Genomic DNA, 21,473 nt, shown 5'->3' with positions numbered 1-21,473 from the left:
GAGGATTGCAAGTGGAAATGATGGGATTTTTTTGTTTTTTGAGGGTGGACGGGAACGGGGCAAAAGGAGCCGGCAGGCTTTTCCAATATCTGTGTCCGCGCGGTTCTCGTACAGCCCGTCTGCTCTGGGCGTACATTGCTTTCTTGGTTGTTTATTGCTTTTCGTTTATGATGGCAATGTTCGCCCAGCTCAGACGGGCTGTGCGCGAACAGGCGGACACTTGATATTGGAAAAGTCTGCCGGCTCCTTTTGCCCCGTTCCCTGGTTTTGGATGTGGGTGGGTGTTTTGTTGTTTGTTTTGGGGGTGGGGGGCGTTTTGTTGTTTGCTTTTTGTTTTGTTTTTTATTCTGCTTTTAGTTTTCTTCGGGGGCTGTGGTCAGCCATTTTAGGTAGGCGTTGATGAAGGGGTCTAGGCTGCCGTCCAGGACGGCGCTGGTGTTGCTGATCTCGGTGTTGGTGCGGTGATCTTTGACCATGGTGTAGGGCTGCATGACGTAGGAGCGGATTTGATTGCCCCAGCCTATTTCTTTGACCTCGCCGCGGATGCCGGAGAGTTTTTCGGCGTTTTTCTGCTGTTCCAGGAGATAGAGCTTGGCTTTGAGCATTTGCATGGCTTTGTCTTTGTTCTGGAACTGGGATCGCTCGTTCTGGCACTGGACTACGATTCCGGTGGGCAGATGGGTGATCCGGATGGCGGATGAGGTTTTGTTGATGTGCTGGCCTCCGGCGCCGCTGGAGCGGTAGGTGTCGATGCGCAGATCTTCGTCCTTGATATCCAGATCTATTTCATCCTCAATGTCTGGCATGACATCTAGGGATACGAAGGAAGTCTGGCGCTTACCCTGGGCGTTGAAGGGGGAGATGCGTACCAGGCGGTGGACGCCTTTTTCGGACTTTAAGTAGCCGTAGGCGTTTTCGCCGTTGACCTGGAAGGTTACGGACTTGATGCCTGCTTCGTCGCCGTCCAGATAGTCCAGGACTTCTACGGTAAAGCCTTTGCGCTCGGCCCATCGGGTGTACATGCGGTAGAGCATGCCGGCCCAGTCGCAGCTTTCGGTTCCGCCGGCTCCTGCGTTTAGCTTTAAGATGGCGTTATTGCCGTCGTATTCTCCGGAGAGGAGAGTTTTGATTTTCATGGACTCCAGTTTGCCCACGAAGGCGTCCAGCTCGGCCTGTATCTCTGGAATAAGGGAGGCATCGCCTTCTTCGTAGCCCATCTCTATGAGGGTCTCGATGTCCTCGTACTGCTGACGGAGGCTTTCGTAGTCCTGGGCCTCGTCTTTTAAGTTTTTAAGCTCTTTCATGCCTTCCTGGGATTTCTCGGTGTTATCCCAGTAGCCGGGGGCTTCCATTTCCCGTTCTAGTTCTTCGATTCGCTTTGCCTTGTCAGCCAGGTCAAAGTGAATCCCTCAATTCTACTAATGGTCCCTGATAGTTGTTTAAGGTATACTTAAACTGATCTAACTCTACCATTTTACCACCTCTTTCATTTTAGGATTATCTGGATACCGGCCGGGATTCTAAGGCTTATGCATTGGATACTTTTTGATTCCCTTCCCTGCCGGCCGGCGCCATGATTATTCAGTATAGCAAACTTGTGCTTTAGGCGCAAGGGCTTTAAAAATTACTGTTCTCTCTGCGACCAGTACTTTTAAAATTCTTCTGGTATGATGACGGCTGCTACAATGTAGGCTAAGAGTCCGCTTCCGAAGCCGCCGATGGTCAGGATGACCCATATAAGGCGGATGATGGTGGGGTCAATGTGAAAGTATTCGCCGATTCCTCCACATACGCCGCAAATCATTTTGTTGGTTCTTGATCTGATTAATCTTTTTTCTTCCATTTTTTATTCTCCATTCCAGTACCGTAAAATTAATATTTTGCACCTTTATCCAGAAGCATTTCCGGCCACAAGTGCATGTGTCCGTAAATCCTTCTATGCAAAATATTAATTTTACTGTTTTCCAGTACCGTAAAATTAATATTTTGCATCCTTTATTCTTTTCTACTCTTCTATCATTTTCAGGTTGATGCTGCCGATTCCGCATTCCATGCTTATCTTTTTGGATGCGTTGTTGCTGAGGACTTTTTCCCGGCCCAGGCCGGAATATTGGCGGCCGTTCAGATCGATTTCTCCGATTCCGCAGCTCATGGCGTAATTGTAATCGCTCTCTTTACCTTGTACATTGATATCCAGGGATCCGATTCCGCATTCCAGGGCCAAATCTCCGCCTGCGAACCGTTTTACGCCCAGAATGCCCGTTCCAACCTGTAAATATGCTTTTTCTGCTGTGAGACTGTCCAGCTTAAGCTCACCGGCTCCCAGTCCTATGTCGGCTTTTTCTGCTTCTATGGTATTGATCTTTGCCTCGCCGGCTCCCATATCCAGTTCCAGCTTTTCCGCCAGGAGGGATTCTATCTGAAGCTTGCTGGCTCCCAGCTCTAGTTCTATCTTTTCCAGAGAGCGCTCCGGAAGATAAAGCTCCAGAAGGAGTGCATTTCTGCGGTGGTTGCCCCGGTGATCTTCCAAAAGCAATGTGTCGCCGTTTTCTATGATCTTGAAATAATCTTTGGTATTCTGGGCTTTTATCTGGATACCTTCTCCGTCGTGGGTGTAGATTTTTACAGAGCTCCGATCCAAATCCAGCTTTAGCTTTTCTGTGTGTGCTCCTCCAAAAACGCCTTGGTCTACATACATGCCTTCTCCAGCTGCCTCCTCTTTCTCAGTAATGCCCGGCACATTGCCCCACTCGTCCATTTCATTTTCCCAATCCTCGACATCCTCCTGCCAGTCATCGTTCCAATCTTCCACGTCTTCCTGCCAGTCGTCCATATCGTCTCTCAAGTCATCCAGCTCGTCCTGCAGATCTTCATGCAGATCGTCTATGTCGTCTGCCAGATCCCAATCGTTCCAGAATCCCCAGTAATTATGCCCCCAGCCCCAGGGCAGTATGTCATTATGGTAATTTACCATCCGCAGAAACTGGTCAGGCCTTGCGCCTAAGCTTACACCTGCCACTACACCTACAAGCCCTAGCACTACAAATATGGATGCCACAATCAGGCAAAATTTTGTTAATGATTTCATTTATCTGCACCTGCCTTTCGAAATGGATAGCTGACGAGACCTACGATTCCCCGAACCAGCCATGGTAATATTTTTATGCCGCACCAGATGGTGAAAAGCGACAGCAGAATTCCCAGTGCAAAGATGAGGCACCCTACACCGGCCAGCGCAAGACCTACAGCCGGCGTCACAAAGATTTCTGCTATTCCGGCTCCTATCAGAACAATACCGGCAATCAGAATTGCAAACCCAGCTGCAGCAATTCCGATGCATACGCCTCCAATGCCGAAAATTACGGCGGCTATGGCTGCAAATATGGCTCCGCCTACAGGAATAATAATTGGGGCGGCCAATACGCACAGCAGAATAATAGCTATTATCTTCCAGGTATTTGCTTCGGAATTCCTTCCTGGGCTTCTGCAGGCTCCATTGCTGCTGTCCGCCCTCTCCCGCTCGGCTTCCTCCTTGGATATTACCTCCTGGGACGCCCGGAAACGGGTGTCTTCATAGCCCTGTTCCGAGTATTCGGACGTCTGGTCGGAGCATCCGGCTTTGATTTTCTGGGCTACCTGGCTGGGACTTCCCAGCTCTTCGATGACCTTTTCCTCATTTTCCTCTCCCGCATCATCGAAGTAATCGTTGTAGTACTGTAAGGCTTCCTCCCGTTCGCTGTCTGAGATATTCCACAGCATACGTTCAAGCCTTTCCATAAATTCCTTCCGATTCATTACACACCTCTCCCCGCAAATAGTTTCGAAATTTTGGTGGAATACTGCTTCCACTCTGTCTTGTACAGATTTAGCTGTGCCGTTCCTGCCTCTGTGATCCGGTAGTATCTGCGGTTTCTGCCTCCGTATTCCATATCGTAAGTTTCCAAGCAGCCGTCCTTTTGGAGTCGGCGCAGTACCGGATATAAGGTGGACTCGGATATCTCGATGGCCTGGCGTACATCCTGGGTGATCTTGTAGCCGTAGGTTCCCTCTGCGTCGTTGGATACTACGGCCAGCACGATTGCGTCCAGGAGGGCCGCTCCTGTATTAAATACCATGTAGCTCTCTCCTTATCCTGATTTTTATACCTGTCTCCTTGGGCTGCTTCCTTCTAATATCAGATACCCTGTGATAAGAAATCAGTCTGTCCTTAGAGACGCGTATAGTGTTTTCATAAAATGAAATATAATATTATATATCATATAGTATTATGGGATGTTTATACTATACAATGTATAATATAGCGCTGTCAATAGTATTCATAGAATCTTAATAATTACTGAGCACGAAGCGAACAGTAACTCTTAATAAATGCTTTCGGAAAATGATTGTGCCGGAATATAGACAGATAAGGCTGCCTGGATAAACCACCTGGTTTTCCGACAGCCTTTTTGTATTGAGTAATGCGCCCTTTGGGGTCGATGGACTTTGTCCAATAAGGTATCCCTTCATTATATATAGGAACGACATGCTAACTATAAAGCCTGTCTCTGTCCTCGCTTACTATATGGGCAAGGAGCGCTTCGCAGCCTTCCAGTATATCGTCAAATGTAATGTCAAAGTTCCCGGTATACCATGGATCTGCAATATCACGGGGCTGCTCTGCAAAATCCAGAAGCAGGGATACTTTGTTCCCGGGATCCTTCCCAAGAATCCGCAGCATGTTCTTCCTGTTCCACTGATCCATGCCGATAATGTAATCATACTCGTCGTAATCGGAGCGCTTAAGCTGCACTGCCCGGTGGTTTCCCAGCGAGATGCCCATCTCATGCAGCTTTCCTCTCGTTCCGTAGTGGACGCCGCTGCCGATCTCTTCGGTACTGGTGGCGGCGGAATCGATGTAGAAGCAGTCGGTAAGGGACTTCTTGTTTACAAGATCCTGCATAACGTATTGTGCCATGGGACTTCGGCAGATGTTGCCGTGGCAGACGAAAAGTATTCTAATCATAGTTTTCAAACTCCTTAATATGCCGTGAAATGCCCCGTTTTACAAGGATTCTTGGCATTTAGTTAAAATGTTTGTTTACCTGCTAATGTTGCAAATCAAGGCAGATTTTAGCAAGTTGAAGTAGTCTGTTAGTAGTAAAATTAGTAGTAAAACAAAATTTCTTACTACTAAGATTTTTATTTTTCTCTTTTGTCAATAATTTTGAGTGCATTTTCACCCGGTTTCTCAAAATGTTTAAGCCTCTCACTATTTTTCAATATTTTATAACAAGAAACAGATGTAAACGATAGAAGCTTGATTACAGCGGCTCCAAAAAACAGGCACACTCCAGAACCGCATGCTTCTTCACTAATGATTCCATGTGCCACCTCATTTCTTATATTAGCACCTGCTTTCTCATTAAGTAAGCCCTTAAAAGTAAAAATAATATCATTATCATAGCAATCTAACAATTCAGGCAAATCAAAAATTGAACTCAATACCTTCTCCATGGATGAACCATCATTTTCCAATGTAACTGTAAGTCCACCAACTTCCCTTGCAATATTTCTAAATAAATTTTCAACCTGCGGGGCAAGGATATGCATTGCCTCATAATACTCTCCTCTAATAAACATACTGACTGCACTTTGAAATATGCGCTCTCTTCCCGCTGGAATAATCGGATTATCTTTAACCAAAAATTCAAGCATCGAATTATCAAAGTCATATTTATTTCTTATATACAATAAAATGTTTTTTATCCAAATATCGCCCACAATTCTTTGATTCTTCAATGCGTTCTGGTGCATATGCAATTCCAATAGTTCTGTATCCCCTTCTAGGTTACGGATATCTAACGGCTGCAGTGCGAGTGTCGTTTGCCCTCGTTCATTAACTATATTTTCTCCAAACAAATGCGATAATGGATAATTCTTGTACTCTTCTATAACCCTTTGTTTTATAATATCTCGTTTTTCAAAGACAAACATCTGTATAAGTCTTATTATGCTTTCCTCAAATGTTAATCCCTCCATATTCACGTGAATATTATCTACCACCCCTTTTATATCCAACTCCATGGTAATAGGAACCATCAATTTAGGTATATCCTTTTGCACCTCAACTAATCTTCTATGTGTATTTTCAGCCTTTTCTTTCTCCCCACTATTTCGATATAATACTATTGCCTTTTGAAAAAAATTTCCCGCTCTCATTGCTCCAAGCATGTCCCTTTGAACCGTTTGTTCTGCAAAATTCACATAATACTCAGCCAATGCAATATTTGCGTTTTTTGCTTCTTCATTCTTTTTTAGCTTATTATAACAATACACTTTCAGTTCATATGCCTGCTCTACTTTTGACACATTATCATGATCCGATGAAATCATCTGATCTAAAACATCTGGAAACGCAGACACATCATACATTTTCTGTTCGGCAAACAATTCCATCAACCTTAATGAGAAGAATCCATCTATTGTAACCGCTTTTTGAGAAATAAAATCATTAACCCAAGCACATATATCCGAAAACAATGATTCTTGCTTTATCTGAAGAGAAATACATACTGCCCTTCTTATCATGTCAATAGTGCCAATATTATCATCATCCGTATACCATAATATAAACAAATTCCAATATGCTTCTGCTGCTAACATAGCTGCGGAATATACTTTTCTTTGGCTCCACAAAATATCAGAAATTAATGCTCTCAAAACTAATGGCACTCTATTTAGTTCCATCGCCTCTAGCATTGAAAAATCTTCTTCTGTAATGTCCTCAACTGAAAAAGTTCTCCTCCCATCTGCCGTAGTAAACAGAGGATGAAATTTTATACTGCCATTATGAATTTCCGTTCCAATTGAAGAAATATTTTTTAGCAAATCAAATAATATAACATCTTTCTCAATTAATTCATCTCTATACTTATCATCAAATAACGCCGATGACAATTTATACCGCTTATTTACAATGATTTTATCCAACACTTCATAAATATTCATTTGATCACCTCATAGTTACAATAACTTTATTAAATATATCGTCCAATTTTCACACAAAAATAACGCCCTAGCCGAAGCCAGAGCGCCATCAATCCCCTATATCAAATCACCTTAAACATTTTCTGCGAGACCGCCTTTGCATCGTTCTTCTTTTCAACCTCCGCCTGCGCCTTTTGAAATTCTTCCATACGCCTCAGTTCCTTCTCTGCATCATCCAATCCGATATGTGTGTACACATTCATCGTAACCGAAATATCCGAATGCCCCATGAGATACTGTAAAGTTTTAGGATTCATCCCGGCTTTGGCTTGATTGCTGCAATAAGTGTGGCGACAGACATGCGGAGTGATGTTTGGCATCTGTACCCGGTAAATATCGTTGTATCTTCCGACCATGTGGTTGAACCTGTGCTGCCAGTGCATCGCCACCAACGGGTTTCCGTCATCATCGTAGAAAAGGAATCCCGTATAGCCGTCAATTACTTTTTCCGTCTTCGGCGGCTCTCTGTCCTCGATAATGGCTCGGAACATGTCGGCCACATCCTCTGTTATCGGTATCTTTCTTGTTCCGGCATCGGTCTTTGTGGACTCAATGATGTACCTCATATCGGAAGTTCTCTGTAGCTGATGGTCAATGTTTACGATCCTGTTCTCAAGGTCGATGTCCTTAAGTGTCAGGCCGCAGAATTCCGAGATCCGCATTCCCGTGTGGAAAAGGATATAGACCACTTCGTAATATTTACAATACACCACATCATCATGTACAAACTTTAGGAATTTCCTCATCTGGTCTTTGGAGATTGCCTCCCTTGTGACAGAATCGTTGACAATGACTCCGGCAAGCTGGAATCCAAATGGGTTCTTTACCAAGACATCATCATCCACTGCCATCTGAAACGCAGGTCTGAGCACTCCCCGTATGGTGTGAATGGAACTGTAGCTTTTTCCATCTTCCTGTTGCAGTTTGATAAGAAATATTTTTGCATCGGAGGTCTTTACACTCCGTATTTTCTGACTGCCGAACTTTTCTTTTGCAAGCAATCTCTGGACGGTAACATATCCCTGTTTCGTGCTTTGCCTTACCCCGGTTTTGGTCTTAAGGTATCTGTCTACTAGCTCACATACCGTCATCTGCCCGTCAGAAACATTCATCAGCTTGTCCAGATCAGCATTGACCCGTTTCTCCAGTTCCCGCAAAGAAAGGCATGGTTTTTTGCCGGGAGGGAGTTTATCTGTCGGCTCCAGCTTCCAGCTGTACACAAAATGCGGTTTCCCATCAATGTGATATTTGTATTGGTATTTTCCGTCCGCCCTTATGCTCTCGCCCGGACGCAGCACCCTGCGCTTCGTGTCACGCCTTGTTTTTCCCCTGCCTGCATTCGCCATTTGCAAGTCCCTCCTTCACATCTGGATTCTTTAACAAATAATGCTCAAAAGCCAATCGGATGATAAGGACTCTTTTTTTATAATAAGCAATGAAGTCCTTACCGTCCGTTTTCTCTAAAAACACATGGAATTTCCTCCTGCTGAAGTTCCAGTACCGGATTGCTTCTTCCGGGTTTAAGACATCTTTTTCTCCTAAGTCGGGCTTTGCCATCTGATAACTCCTTTCCTTCCAAAAGCGGCGTATTTATCAAGTTTCTTGGGTTCACTGTATATTCCCTCTACTCCCCGGAAATAGCAACTACTTTTGGCAGATAAACGGAATTATATTTCTGAGGAATTTCGGATAAAATCTTCAAATTTCGGTCTGATGATCAGGAACCTGTTTCCGCTGTATACGGCAATGTTCCCAAGATTGTCCTCTGCGATCCTTCTCATCTTCTTTGTGCCGATATTAAAGTAAAACGCCGCCTCTTTAACGGTGAGCAGATATTTATCCTTTAAAGATTCCTGCTTATTTTCTCCCTGTCCCATGCCTACAGGATTCATGTTTCCACCTCGCTTCCCTGCGTAATGGAGGGGCGGCCAAAATCTCCACACCTTTCCTTCAGGACAACGGTGCTGCCCCTCCACGCACATTTTTTTGAATTCAAACAGGGTATTGACCCCAATACAGATAAATCATATAAAACCGCCTAATACCTGTATATATCTGCTGTTAATAAAATCAAACAATTTTGGGAAATTACACATTTTGATCTGGATTTTTTATCTGGATAACCTTGACTGCATCACTGCGGATTAATTTTCCGTCAAGGAATTTGAATGCCAGATATCCAACCTGCCCAAGCACTGCGAATCTCTCTATGAGCGTACGCACCGACACCGGCTTCCTGTCTATGATCCAGTAGTATGAAAAATCCCCAAAAGCAATCGGCTTTGCTCCCTCCGCAGCATCCGGCATATACTCCGAAATAATGACCTGCTTTCCTAAAAGGGTATCGTCTGCGTGATTCCAGAGATAATTGCCGTCAGCATCCTTTAATGTCCTGAGCATAAGCGCCGTACTGTCGTTCATCATCCAGACACCGTTTTTTCTATATTCTTTTTCCACACTGAAATATAGGGCAATCACATCATCATAAGTAATGCTTGCCGTTGTTACCCCCATCTCTGCTCCATTGCTGCCATGAAGAATGCCTGTAGGCTCATCTTCCCCGGTTCCATTGATAAAGACATTATCCTCCGCCCTACCAAAATTCTTTGCGAACCTGCCAATAAGATATGGTTCCAAACCGAAAGCTGCGTCACGGACAAAATCCTCATCCATCTTCACAAGAGCAGCCAGTTTATGGCTTCCGATGGCATTTACGTCAAAATCCTTCATACCGTCATAAACAGGAAGTTCTCCATTCTCCGGGATGAACTGTGCCAAGTCCTTACAGTCCTTTGAAAAAATGCGATAGCCGGACTTATAGGCTTTGATTTCGGTTGCTATATTCCTGAATACGCTTTCCTTCTCCATTGCTTTCGCAATCTTCGCGGATGCGCCAGCAGGCAGTTCATAACTGCCTGTTGCTCTAATACGTCCCTTTGCAAGCGCATCTTCATTTCCCTTTATGCCCCTTGCCACATTCCAAAACTGGATGTCATATTCCGGCTGTGCCGTAATGTCTGCATAATTTACACCCATTCCTAACTCCTCCTATTCCCTGTTGCATGCCGTACAGGTATAAAGTCCAAGTTCGTTAAGTGATATCTGCCTGCCGATCTGCTTCAACCTGCCATTGCACTTAGGGCATTTAATGTCGTAAACAAGCGCCATCTCCTGTGTGTGATCATGTTTTGCATGAAGCCGATAGAACTTCCGCACCTTTCCTTCTTCATCCTTTGCCACCTCATCCGAAAGGTAAAGGTTACACATTCTCCGTGCATATTCCTCTGAATAATAACTGTTGGATGGCGTTAAAAGGTTGCCTTTCGCCTGTCCGCGTAATGGATAAATCATAATAAACTCCTCCTTTTTTCTATCTATCTGCACCTGTCACAGGTGTACAGACCAAGTTTTGTTGTAGTGCTGTTTTTTGCAATCTTCATTAAGCCACTGCCGCACTGCGGGCAATGGATTCTCAGTTTATCACTTTCCCCTGTGCTTACAGGCTCCTTGGAATAAAGCCTGAAATAGCCGGGTATCATTTCCTCTAAATACATAGAGCGGACACCCTTAGGATCTGTAGTAAGGAACATGGGTACTTTCTCTGTCCCTTCCGAATTGGCATCTACCAGTGGATGGTATCGAATCTTCTGGATTTCCATAAGCTACACCTCCCTGCCGTCAAGGTCAGTAAATTTCCCCCTGCAGAAAGCCATAGCTTCATCAAATGTTCCAAACACCATGCAGGAAAATCCATACTCTACTTTCCAGACTGGTATGTCTTCATCTTTGCACTGTGAAATGATTGCAAGCTGTCCGTGCTTGTTCCGAAGGAGCCTCCTGCACTCATAACTGCCCCTTGAGAAATCCTGTAAATCCCGGTCAGAGAATTTCGGCTCTGTTCCATAGAAAATCCTGTATTTCATGCCACTCCCTCCATTCATGCAATTCGTGATTTTAAACTGGTGCCCAAGCGGTCCGTCTCCGGCATCAAATCCATCTGCGAGAAGTGCATAGCTGTAATGGAGCAATCCCTCCACCACATCTGCAATCTCGTCCCTTTGTACATCCCGAACTGTCTTCACGATCAGGCATTCCGGCTGTCTCTCCCCATACCATAAATACAAAGTTGCCTTTTTTGTATTGCTTGTGGTATATACGCCGCTGATTTCTACATTGAACCCATTACCAAAATCGCGGTAAATCACAGGTTCAAAATCTATGGTGCATACCCTGTACTCTTTTCCAAGTCTCCTGCACAAAGCCCGGATAGCCGTATCTTTACTGGCCATGTTTGATCTCTCCTTCCTTTTTAATGGTTGCTCTTTCAAAAAAGTGGTCGATATAGTGGTCGTTCCGGTGGTCGGTATAATGTCTCAAATTCAGGGTTTATATGGTGTTTCCCATTTTAGTGGTCGGAGTGGTGGTTTTTGCCACTCCATAATCACAATTTATTTTTTCTGCTGATAAAATCCAAAACAATTTGCAATTTTTCCGAGAAGTTTAAAATGTAACCACTGCGACCACTCAACGCTTGAAACCATTGAAAACACTGAATTTGTGTAGTGGTCGCTGTGATTATTCAGACCACTGCAGCGACCACTTCGACCACCATACGTCCATCACGCAAGAAAATCTGTATCTTCAAATCCATAAACCGATGCATATTCATTTTTGCATTCGTGTGTCAGTGTAAAATCCTTATAAAAAGTGCCGCTGCTGCGTTTTACAACCATATCCTCAAAGGCAGTCGCCAGATGATCGGCAAGCCTTGTACGGAATTCCTTATAGGTCTTGGCAAAACCGTTGTTGTTATCCCGGCACCATTCTTTATACACTTTATAGACCTTTCCTGTAGTACAGGTATCGGTGATCTTTCCGTTTTCACGTCTGCACATACATTCTTCAAAAAAGCTGATGACCGTGTTGTTCTCCATCCTATACTTTTCCCTTGCCGCCGATACACTGTCCGGCTCAGAAAACCTGTATCCGTTTGCGATCACTGTCTGCAATGCTTTTACGGCTTTATAAACGATACCCTCCCGCTCGGCATACATCTTATCCAGAAGCTGTTTATCCTGTTTTTCCGGCGGGATGGCATTGGGGCACTCCACCACCATGATACGGTCATATACCCACCTGCCATCGTCCCCGCCAAACTTAGGCAGCCTGTTCATGCAGAACCAGAGCAGACCGTTATATGTGAATTCAAATGCCTGCTGTCCTTTGAACTCTGCAAAAAGACTGTCACCGCCTGTTACTTTCTTAAAGGTCTTCAGTTCTTCCACAGATAAAAAACTCATATCAGAACTTCCGGCAAGCCTTGTTCCGTAGATGGCTCCCGTCCCAAACCGGGATTCGATTTCTTTCAAGTCAATGCCTATGAAATTCCCCCTGCCAAGCAGACGCTCCACCAGGCTTTTTAACTGCGATTTCCCGGTATCCCCGTCTCCCACAAGAAACAGCGCTCTTTTCATCCTCCATCCCTTCACGTTGGAAATACATGCTCCCATAAATTCCAGCAGAAGCTGTTGCACTTTCTTATCACCATCAGCAAGCGTGTCCAGATACGCATCAAATACCGGCGTCCGCGATGCTGCCGCCTTCCATTCACACGGTATCTGTATGGTAGAAAGCACTGACGGTGTATGGGATTCCAGAACGGTTTCCGCAGCCGACACCCTGAGAAGCCCGTTCTGAAAGTTGATGATGCTTTCATCCGCATCCAGTTCATCCTGCCCTACATAATTCAGATCCGTGTTGATGTGCTGCAATGTTTCATTCACTTTGCTCATTTTGACAAGTTCCTCATCATAATCAGCGATATACTGTTTGATGCGTCCCATCATCATGTTATCAGCATAAAATCTGTAACAGCCATCTTCATATACATATTTCAGAAGTGCCTGCTTGCCGTTATCCCTTACAAGAACATACTGCATATGTTCCCTTACATACTTTGCAAGAAGCGGAACGCTGATATAAGGCTTAGAGGTCTTTTCATCGAATTTGATGAATGCCGGATGCTCCATCACAGACTTGTGGAATACCCCATGACACGCTTCGATTCCCAATGTTATCGTAGATTCACGGTAATCGTCCCGCTCCCACTTATCCCTGTAAAGTTTTGATTCCCGGAACACTTTATCTATTGCCTCCGCATCCCTTCCCACACGGAATGCTATCATGGCGCAGAGAGCCGCATCTGCCTCCGACTGCGAACCGTAACCGCTGATATCGCCATTGTCAAAAAGTTTTATAAATTTCCCGGCATTCTTCTGCCTGCGCAGTCCGGCCACCACATCAAACAGCATTGCATCGTCATTGCCTGCCGGATGCGTTTTCCCCTTATCCGTCCTCCGCATATCCTCATCCAGTGTCGCAAAAACCGCTTCCGTTCCCTCCGAAAGAGGAACATCATTGATCACATTTCCTGTAAAGGTAGCAAATCGGTTTGTGACGCTGCCGATGTACAGTTCAATGCCTATTGCAGAATTTTTCTGATAAAATTCGCTGCTCAGTATATTCCGCTGTTTCTTCTCGTCATAAATAATGGGGAGTTTCTTCACATCACAGGTTCCAAGGATATGAATACCGTTACCGCTGGGAGACAGTTCCGCATAGGAATTATGCCTTTTAAGAAGTTTCTGCAATAAAGGATCTGCCATATCCTTATGGTCAACATCCAGAAAATACACGCCCTCCGGCACCTTGAACCCAATCCCGGATGCCCCGCATCTTAGCATGGCGGCACAGGCTTCCTCATAAGTAGCCCATGTGTCTTTGTACTTCTCATCCGTGCCTGTTGCCACGCCATAGGCTGAGAAAGGAACTTTGGTGATCTTCCCGTTTTTGCCCGGCATATAGTTCCACAAAAGCCATATTTTTTTCTGCTTCAGTTCATCTATGGTGATACCGCCCACATCCTCACCTCCTCCCGTTTCATCTGTTTCGGTCATTAATCATTTACCGCATTTTTAAACAGCCACTCCCTGTAAGCCTCAACCGGGATCAATATCCTTGTCCCGACCCTTATAGTAGGAAAGCCGGGCGTCTTGACCAGTTCATATGCTTTCGGTAGGCTGATGCCCATCTGCGCTGATAATTCCTGTACGCTCATCGTTACCTTCTCCATAAATTCCCTCCGCTTCGGTATTAGGTGCATAACAGATTTTGAATAATTTATCTGTCCTCTATTGTTTTCAAGGATATTTTACGATATAATGTAACCGAAATCTAATTCCTGACGCTTACGCTTACGGTTACCATGTAACGATATGGAGAGAAGATATGCCATATAATTGGAACGGGGATTATGTTCCGTCAAAGGCGGACAGATCCACAGATATTCTGGGACAGAAAGAAATAGGCGGTGTGGGGCAGCTCATCTACCACCCTTTCCGCTATAAAGACTATATACTTGCCAATGACAATGAGGAATACTGTGCTTTCCCGGTATGCAGGCCGGGATATGAACCAGACTTTCCCTCCGATGATTCCGTGTCCGGCAAAGGACTCCTTGTCAGCCTGTGCAATCTTGCCAGACAGATAGACGATTGGGATAATAAGATCCCATATGACCAACTGATCATCCAGTGGTGCAAAGAAAATATGCACCCTTACAGGATTGATTTTGTGTATCAGGAGCTTACTGAAGAAGGGTTTGATATTAAGGGACATGATGCAGAACTGGCCGCCCGTGACGGCATTTTTTCAATCAATGACTTTATGAAAGATCTGGAAAAGCTGTATACCACTGCCCTTTTTTATGAAGCACTGGAGGGAATATGTGTTGCTGATGAAGACGCTGCCTGCAGTTTGTATAAAGAAGGGAAATATTTTGAGGGGCTTCCTTTTTTTGAAAGTTTTAAGAATATCCACAGTATGCCTGATATTGACGTGAGTACGGCTGGCGGGAATCTTGTAAAAGAAATGGAACTTTATGCCGAATATCAAAAAAGCCACCCGGCAAAACAGCCGCCGGATGGACAATTTGAAGAAGAACCTTATGATAATTATTGGGAACTGCTCAACAAACTGATAGAGCGCACCCCCGATTTCAATATGTGCCTGAAAGTAAATCCGAAAACGAACCGTATTGAATTTTCAGCGGATGTAAACTCCGTGTTTGATATAGCATGGTTCACGCTGGCGAGAATGATTTCAGAAGACCCTGCCCCGGAAAATAAGGGACTGTCCAATGATGACCGCTCGGAAGGCATCATGATATGCTGCCGCCACTGCGGCGACTTCCTTATAAGAAGGAATGGCAGACAGGAATACTGTGATAAACCAGACTGCCAGAAAGCCCGGAACGCTAAAAACCAGCGAGAATTCAGGCGCAGAAAACGCATAGAAAACGCCCAAAAACAGAAGAAAAATACGCCAAAAACATAACTTTCACGCAAAACTGTTATAAAATGTATACTGCTATGTTTCATTGTGTGGTGGCATGTTATACAAGATTATGCGTGATACTGCCGCCGCTATCGGTATAAGCATCCCCCCTGTGCCAATTCGCGGAAATTTGCGTGTGAGGGGGCGGCGGTCTTCCAGATGAAACGCCACAGAGATAATACCCTCCCTATTGGTAAATCTTTTAAATACTTAAATCAACTATAGCCTTACGAAAGGAAAGTGTGTATATATGAGATACAAAAATGAATCAAAGGAAAAATCAAATGGTATCATCTATACGCCTATAGAAATGGCAGATTTTCTTGCTTTAGAAATGATAAAGTATAGCCAATTTGATTTGAAAAAAGCTAAAGAAGTTAATATTCTCGATCCAGCCATCGGCGAAGGAGAATTAATCCTCTCGATGGTTTCTAAGATACTTGCGATTAACTCAGAGATTCTCATCAATATTGATGGCTATGAAACTGATGCAACCGTGGCTACTAAAACCGAACATTTTATAAGGCAACAATTTCCTTCTGCTAATGTTTCAATCATTGCACAGGATTTTCTTGAAGCAATTGATAATATAGATAAAAAGTACAACTATATAATTGCCAACCCGCCATATATACGAACACAGATATTAGGTGCCGACAAAGCTCAAGAAATTTCCAACAAAATGAATTTGTCAGGGAGAATTGATATATACTATGCCTTTCTTCTTTATATGAAAAAGATACTATCTGATGATGGAGTTTCAGGTTACATTACTTCAAATAAATTTTTCACAATCAAATCAGGCTCATGTGTTAGAGATTTTATGATTGGTAATTATAAAATTCATTCTATAGTGGATTTTGGTGACACAAAATTATTCAATGCATCCGTTTTGCCATGCATTATTGTTTTTTCAAACGGACGTACTACAACCCCCGAAGAAGTGAATTTCACCTCAATATATGAGAGCAAAAATAGCACTTCACCTTCCTCGTCAATAGTTTCTATTTTTGATAGCATAAATAAAGAAGGTCGATATAGCCTAGAAGATGGCAGAGTTTTTGACTATTGCCAAGGACATCTTCATGATGTTTCAAAAGGTGCATTATGGGTAATCGCATCCAACGAGAGGAAAAAATGGCTAACAACTGTTGAATCAAATACTTGGCTTCATCTTTCCGACCTTGGAAAAATAAGAGTTGGCATAAAAACAACAGCCGACAATGTATTTATAGGAGATGATTGGACTGGCGAAAAAGCAAAAATTGAATTACTCCGTCCGCTCATAACACACAGAGATGCAGGACAAATTGTTGCTAAAGGAAAGAGCACTTGGAAAGTACTATACACTCATACTACCGTAGACGGAAAAAAAGTAGCATATGATATAGATGATTATCCAGAAAGTAAATCCTATTTAGAGCAACATTATGAACAACTAGCCGGAAGAAACTATGTAATTAAGGCAAAACGAAATTGGTACGAAATATGGGTTCCACAAAACCCAGACTCATGGAAGAACAGAAAAATTGTTTTTCGTGATATATCCGAAAAACCAGCGTTTTGGTTAGACGAAACTGGTGCTATTGTTAATGGAGACTGTTATTGGATTGATATAGATTCTTCCGTTTTTGAAGATACTATATATTTAGCCCTTGCTGTTGTAAATAGCTCCTTTATTGAAAAATACTATGACGCCAAATTCAATACAAAGCTTTATTCTGGAAAGAGACGATACATGACTCAATATGTTGAGCAGTTTCCGATCCCTAATCCAAATACTGATGAAGCTAGAGAAGCCATTAACTTTGTAAAAAAAATAATAGCGGGATGCTCTGAAGCCGAAACAACCCGCTATATGAACAACATTAACAAATTGACTGAGCAAATGTTTATGACAGCCTAATTAATCAAAGAAATTATTTGGAAGGGGCAACTGTAATTTTGCATTTGTCCCTTTTCCTTTAAACAAAGGAAATGCTTCTGTAAAATCTTTTCCATTAACTAAATACAAATATTTAAGAAGAATCTTATCGTGATTAACCTCACCCTCAAAAACAACATATCTAATATCTTCACTTTTGAATGTAGCTCCCGAAGCTACAACAACATCTGCCCCATCCTCTGGTGAGTGTAACCCAAGATCAATTGTTGGTGATGTCTGTAGCTTTATTTCAATTAACTGATTCACCAAATCAGGATAAGAACCATCATCCTCATAGTTTGAATATCCTAAATGTTCACAAATCATCTTATGTAATTCAGCACCACGATTTCGTTCTTGAACCGCATCAAGATAATCTATTGATTTTCCTACCATTGGCAACAATTTTGAATACACAGATGCAATTCTTAATAATTGATTCTTTTTAGGCATAATATTGGGGGATACATCAATCAATACACTTGCATCATCTGTTGCCCACTTATCAATTCTCGAAGTATCACTTTTTGAAAATAACACTGATTTATTTCTTGTTGTCATCGTTGCCTGATACTTTTGTGTTAGCGTTCCCGTCCTATCATATTTTACAAGTTCGGCTCCTGTAATAACTTTAACACGACTAATAACCTTTTCCTCATTAACCCTTAAAAAAACATATCTTCTTTCGGGGTCAACTGGCTCATTCCATATCTGAACATTCAAGGTTTCTTGAATATATGTATCAAAATTTTGTCCTAAAAAACGTGGCTGTGTTTTCTTGAATGATGACGGTACAGGATACCCCAAAACTCTACATATTTCACTCTTAACAACTTTTGAACGAGTTCTAAGAGCTAACCCGTTAACGGAGAAACCCCTCATCCCTTTATCAAGAATACTTTCCAATTCAATAATTGGAATATACAAATCGTTATTATCCTTACTTACGAAATCGTAGATTGTAAGACCAGATTTTTTTATGTTTTCTACATAATCCATTTCACTACCTCCTCATTTACAATAGTTTTCTGCAACGACAAAAAGAGCCGAAACTGACAAACCAAATCCCTCTGCAATCTTGCAAATATTCTGAAGAGAAATATTTCTTTTTCCAGCTTCCACAGACGCATAATAAGTTCGATCCATGCCAATGGATAATGCAAATTTCTCTTGACTTAGTCCTGTTTCTTCTCGTAATTTTTTTATCGCCATTCCAAATTCTTTTTTCATTTCAACAAATGCCTCCAGAAAATATTATATTTCGTATGCGTTTTTAAGACAACGGATTATAAGTCACAATTTGGTGTGTTAAAAAAGCCACAATCCTGGTATCCTTACTACCAACGATTATGGCTTTTAATCTCTCCATATGATTTTTCTGTAACGGTTTATATTTTCCTAATTTACATTTTTATCTTATTGGCATTAATATAGTTTAACTTTTATGATTTCTATTTTCCTCTTGATAACTTCTGAATTCAGAGGTAACATCAGACACCACGAAAGGAGGGATTGGATGGAAACAGAATCTGCATTGTACCAGCTTATGGGTGTCCGCATGAATGGCGTCATGAACAGCATCACAAACAGCGACGGACAATATCAGGAAATCATCCGGAAGTCTGACGAATATTCCGGCAGGCTGGAAGATCTGGAACTGCCGAAAGAAGTCCGGCTACTGATTGACCGCTATGTCAGCGTGCAGAACGCTCTTGGCTCCCGGTATGGGATGCTCGCCTACCTGCTTGGATTTTCCGACTGCAAAGAGCTGCTTTTGGAAAAATGCCTGCCCATAGGAACAAAAGAAAAGGTTTCAGAAGCGTAATCTACATGTACCAAATCATGGAAAAGGGCTGCTTACAGCAAGCCCTTTTTCGTTTTCTCATTCATAGCCGAGCCTTAGTAGTCTAAATCGTAGTAATTTTAAGGTTTCTCGCCATATTTTGCCCTACTATGCCCCAGTTTACAAAGGTATGAATTATAGTAAAACTGACCTGCCGTGGCAGACAAATAATATTTTTATCATGGTTACATATCTCCTTATTTTTTGTCCGATCCTCATTTTTCCTTATGTTTTCAAGGTTTTCTCTATGTCCTCTAAAACTCTATATGCTTTATATTGTACCAAGTCGCTAGCGCGACGGCTAGCCCTAAGTACATTTTAGTTTCAATTTTCTGCCATAAAAAATAGCAGTTTTTAAATTTATGATGTATTGTTAAGTTGCCACACCAAACAACTTCATAACTTTTAAAACTGTACTTTGCTGATGAAATGTCTGACATCACATGGATGCAGGCATTTCAAATGTTGCTTCAAATGTTCCGGAAACTTTTAGAGGAACACTGTGATCTTGTTGATGAAAAGATAGATGAACTGGTAGACACTTTCATCAGCACCTTACCATCCCTGTTACAAACCCAATTAGTAGCAGCATAGTGTTCCAAAAGGCTGTTCTTTGATAATTGAATCATTGCCAGATATTGAATTTTCAAGGTGCATAGCTAAAATCTATGTGCGAAGTTTGAGTTATATCCTTTAAATTTCTATTGACGTATTTCGTTATTTGCATTCCAAGGGCTGTTAGCCTGCTATAATCTACCAAATCTACTTGAATCACTCTGCATATTCCCTTTCCGAATTTAACTTACTGTCTATCAGCCTTTACATAATAGGTGCTTCTGCCGCTCCCATACCGAATAATACTTCCTTCATCCACCAGTTTCCTTAATGACGCCAGAACTGATGATCTCCCTATGCTTGGACAGTGTGCAACAACTTCTGCACCTGTAAATTTCCCGACTTTTTCTTCTATATATTTTTTTACAATATTATAAGCATTACTGGTATCTCCATTTCCCGCTATGATTCCTACACGTTCCTCAAATCTAGTATAACAAGCCAATATGACCGTTAGCATATAACGTATAAATGGTGTTGGATCGTTTTTTTCCTCATGCCACCCTATATCTGAGGTTTCAAGGACATCATAATACCTGTCTTTTGTTTTCTCAATTTGCCTCTCAATACTTATATATTTACCAACACTATACCCGTTCTTATATAAAAGAAGCAGAGTAAGCAACCGGCTCATTCTTCCATTTCCGTCATTAAAAGGGTGAATACACAAAAAATCACATATAAAAGCAGGAATCAATATGAGGGAATCCACCTTCTCACTCGCAATTGCCTGCTCATAAGCCGTACATAACCGCTCCACTGCATCTGGTGTATCGTATGGGGCGATTGGCGTAAACCTTGTGACCACTGTTCCATCCGGCTTTGTTTCATTAATATAGTTCTGTACGCTCTTAAAGCTCCCACCGTAAGAAAATCCAGATCTTTTCAAAAGGTCCCTGTGTAACTGTAGTATATATGATGGTCTGATTGGAATGTACTCATTACTTTCGTGAATTGTGTTAAGCACATCTCTGTATCCCATAATCTCATCTTCTTCCCTGTTGCGAGGTGTTGTTTTTTCTTCAAACAACTGCTTCATCCGGGTACTTGTCGTAACAATCCCTTCTATTTTATTGGATGCCTCTGTACTTTGGATTTTTGCGATCTCAACCAGACGTTCAAGTTCAACAGGCTTCTGCCTGATATATAAGTCCTGACGTCCCTTATATTCATGTATCTTTGCGACAAGATTAAGTATATCCATATCCCACATTTTATCTGCAAGGCGAATATAATCAAATGTTCTCATAATTATCTCCCTTCGTCCAATGTTATTCTTTTTCATCCAATTATAAATCTTTTTGGACGAAAATTCAATTTGTTGGACGAAAAAACTACAAATTCTTTAAACAAATAGGCGAAACTCAAAACTATCACGAAAACTCTGAGCCTTTTCCGTGTTTGTATCATATCCCCCGTTTTTCAACAGCATTTTCCGTCAAGCTAATACATCTTTCAGCCAAAACCGCCAATATCCTACTCCTTTTTACCTTTCCGTTTTATACTATCACGGAAACCCCTGACTTTTGCGTGAAAGTATACTTTTGCCTGATAGTACGATTTTTGCCCCGATCGCCATGCTATTAGCGGTATCTAAAAACACGAAAAAATGGGGTTCACCACCCACCGTGATGACCCCAACCAAGCCTAAAAACCCTTGATTTTAAG

At 42.4% G+C, this 21,473-nt stretch carries 22 protein-coding genes and 1 pseudogene; 4 read left to right on the top strand and 19 right to left on the bottom strand.

Features of this window, described 5'->3' with window-relative positions; genetic code table 11:
* Positions 1 to 353: 353 nt before the first annotated feature.
* The 16 genes from prfB to VV089_RS22280 all read right to left on the bottom strand — a co-directional run bounded on the left by prfB (position 354) and on the right by VV089_RS22280 (position 14,161).
* A protein-coding gene (gene prfB, locus VV089_RS22355; RefSeq protein WP_172543496.1) for a peptide chain release factor 2 occupies positions 354 to 1,473 on the bottom strand; the annotation gives its coding sequence in 2 pieces (ribosomal slippage) (positions 354 to 1,397 and positions 1,399 to 1,473; 1,119 coding nt in all).
* Positions 1,474 to 1,651: 178 nt separating this feature from the next.
* Positions 1,652 to 1,843, bottom strand: a complete 192-nt coding sequence (locus tag VV089_RS22350; protein WP_172543495.1) for a PspC domain-containing protein — start codon at positions 1,841 to 1,843, stop codon at positions 1,652 to 1,654.
* Positions 1,844 to 2,005: 162 nt separating this feature from the next.
* Positions 2,006 to 3,088 carry a DUF4097 family beta strand repeat-containing protein gene (locus tag VV089_RS22345; RefSeq protein ID WP_172543494.1) on the bottom strand — a complete coding sequence of 361 codons (1,083 nt, stop codon included), beginning with the start codon at positions 3,086 to 3,088 and terminating at the stop codon, positions 2,006 to 2,008.
* Entirely contained in the window at positions 3,085 to 3,795 is a 711-nt protein-coding gene (locus VV089_RS22340) for a DUF1700 domain-containing protein (RefSeq protein WP_172543493.1), read from the bottom strand. Before VV089_RS22340 ends, VV089_RS22345 begins: the two co-directional genes overlap by 4 nt.
* Complete coding sequence (locus VV089_RS22335; protein WP_172543492.1) at positions 3,795 to 4,115, bottom strand: PadR family transcriptional regulator; 321 nt, start codon at positions 4,113 to 4,115, stop codon at positions 3,795 to 3,797. The genes VV089_RS22340 and VV089_RS22335 overlap by 1 nt, the downstream gene beginning before the upstream one ends.
* A gap of 413 nt (positions 4,116 to 4,528) precedes the next feature.
* The gene (locus tag VV089_RS22330; RefSeq protein WP_334337465.1) at positions 4,529 to 5,005 is read right to left on the bottom strand and encodes a low molecular weight protein-tyrosine-phosphatase; all 477 of its coding nucleotides are present in this window, start codon (positions 5,003 to 5,005) and stop codon (positions 4,529 to 4,531) included.
* A 176-nt stretch (positions 5,006 to 5,181) separates the two neighbouring features.
* Positions 5,182 to 6,990, bottom strand: a complete 1,809-nt coding sequence (locus VV089_RS22325) for a DUF4209 domain-containing protein (RefSeq protein WP_334337464.1) — start codon at positions 6,988 to 6,990, stop codon at positions 5,182 to 5,184.
* Between the two features lie 101 nt (positions 6,991 to 7,091).
* Positions 7,092 to 8,375, bottom strand: coding sequence for a site-specific integrase (locus VV089_RS22320; RefSeq protein WP_334337463.1), 1,284 nt, complete (start codon positions 8,373 to 8,375; stop codon positions 7,092 to 7,094).
* A complete protein-coding gene (locus VV089_RS22315) occupies positions 8,341 to 8,586 on the bottom strand; it encodes a DNA-binding protein (protein ID WP_334337462.1) in 246 nt (81 codons plus the stop codon). Before VV089_RS22315 ends, VV089_RS22320 begins: the two co-directional genes overlap by 35 nt.
* Positions 8,587 to 8,696: 110 nt before the next feature.
* Positions 8,697 to 8,921: an excisionase gene (locus VV089_RS22310; protein ID WP_300858409.1), complete on the bottom strand. Its 225-nt coding sequence runs from the start codon at positions 8,919 to 8,921 to the stop codon at positions 8,697 to 8,699.
* Between the two features lie 196 nt (positions 8,922 to 9,117).
* Entirely contained in the window at positions 9,118 to 10,065 is a 948-nt protein-coding gene (locus VV089_RS22305) for a phage major capsid protein (RefSeq protein WP_334337461.1), read from the bottom strand.
* A gap of 12 nt (positions 10,066 to 10,077) precedes the next feature.
* Positions 10,078 to 10,380 (bottom strand): hypothetical protein, encoded by a 303-nt coding sequence (locus tag VV089_RS22300; protein WP_300858411.1) that lies wholly within the window; start codon positions 10,378 to 10,380, stop codon positions 10,078 to 10,080.
* A gap of 23 nt (positions 10,381 to 10,403) precedes the next feature.
* A complete protein-coding gene (locus VV089_RS22295) occupies positions 10,404 to 10,688 on the bottom strand; it encodes a hypothetical protein (RefSeq protein ID WP_172545641.1) in 285 nt (94 codons plus the stop codon).
* A 3-nt stretch (positions 10,689 to 10,691) separates the two neighbouring features.
* Positions 10,692 to 11,318 carry a hypothetical protein gene (locus VV089_RS22290; RefSeq protein ID WP_172545642.1) on the bottom strand — a complete coding sequence of 209 codons (627 nt, stop codon included), beginning with the start codon at positions 11,316 to 11,318 and terminating at the stop codon, positions 10,692 to 10,694.
* A 330-nt stretch (positions 11,319 to 11,648) separates the two neighbouring features.
* The gene (locus VV089_RS22285; protein ID WP_334337460.1) at positions 11,649 to 13,985 is read right to left on the bottom strand and encodes a phage/plasmid primase, P4 family; all 2,337 of its coding nucleotides are present in this window, start codon (positions 13,983 to 13,985) and stop codon (positions 11,649 to 11,651) included.
* Positions 13,985 to 14,161 carry an excisionase family DNA-binding protein gene (locus VV089_RS22280; RefSeq protein WP_300858415.1) on the bottom strand — a complete coding sequence of 59 codons (177 nt, stop codon included), beginning with the start codon at positions 14,159 to 14,161 and terminating at the stop codon, positions 13,985 to 13,987. The genes VV089_RS22285 and VV089_RS22280 overlap by 1 nt, the downstream gene beginning before the upstream one ends.
* Before the next feature lie 155 nt (positions 14,162 to 14,316).
* Between VV089_RS22280 and VV089_RS22275 the strand changes: the two genes are divergently transcribed.
* Positions 14,317 to 15,423, top strand: a complete 1,107-nt coding sequence (locus VV089_RS22275) for a hypothetical protein (RefSeq protein WP_334337459.1) — start codon at positions 14,317 to 14,319, stop codon at positions 15,421 to 15,423.
* Positions 15,424 to 15,673: 250 nt separating this feature from the next.
* Positions 15,674 to 17,329, top strand: a complete 1,656-nt coding sequence (locus VV089_RS22270; protein ID WP_300858417.1) for an Eco57I restriction-modification methylase domain-containing protein — start codon at positions 15,674 to 15,676, stop codon at positions 17,327 to 17,329.
* Here VV089_RS22270 and VV089_RS22265 read toward each other — a convergent pair whose 3' ends face one another.
* Entirely contained in the window at positions 17,330 to 18,346 is a 1,017-nt protein-coding gene (locus VV089_RS22265; protein ID WP_300858418.1) for a hypothetical protein, read from the bottom strand.
* Positions 18,347 to 18,358: 12 nt separating this feature from the next.
* Positions 18,359 to 18,577, bottom strand: coding sequence for a helix-turn-helix transcriptional regulator (locus tag VV089_RS22260; protein ID WP_300858419.1), 219 nt, complete (start codon positions 18,575 to 18,577; stop codon positions 18,359 to 18,361).
* Between the two features lie 286 nt (positions 18,578 to 18,863).
* Here VV089_RS22260 and VV089_RS22255 point away from each other — a divergent pair, with 286 nt between their 5' ends.
* Together VV089_RS22255 and VV089_RS25325 are read left to right on the top strand one after the other, a co-directional pair.
* The gene (locus VV089_RS22255; RefSeq protein ID WP_334337458.1) at positions 18,864 to 19,172 is read left to right on the top strand and encodes a hypothetical protein; all 309 of its coding nucleotides are present in this window, start codon (positions 18,864 to 18,866) and stop codon (positions 19,170 to 19,172) included.
* Positions 19,173 to 19,595: 423 nt separating this feature from the next.
* Positions 19,596 to 19,784: pseudogene (locus tag VV089_RS25325) on the top strand (IS4 family transposase); the annotation flags it as partial.
* A gap of 208 nt (positions 19,785 to 19,992) precedes the next feature.
* On the opposite strand, the gene VV089_RS22250 reads toward VV089_RS25325, so the two are convergent.
* Positions 19,993 to 21,054, bottom strand: coding sequence for a Fic family protein (locus VV089_RS22250; RefSeq protein WP_334337457.1), 1,062 nt, complete (start codon positions 21,052 to 21,054; stop codon positions 19,993 to 19,995).
* Positions 21,055 to 21,473: the final 419 nt, after the last annotated feature.

This window comes from Candidatus Merdisoma sp. JLR.KK011 (genome assembly GCF_036941125.1).
Lineage (GTDB): Bacteria > Bacillota > Clostridia > Lachnospirales > Lachnospiraceae > Laedolimicola.
The sequence above is the reverse complement of the archived record's forward strand: the minus strand, read 5'-3'. Positions and strand labels throughout refer to the sequence as shown.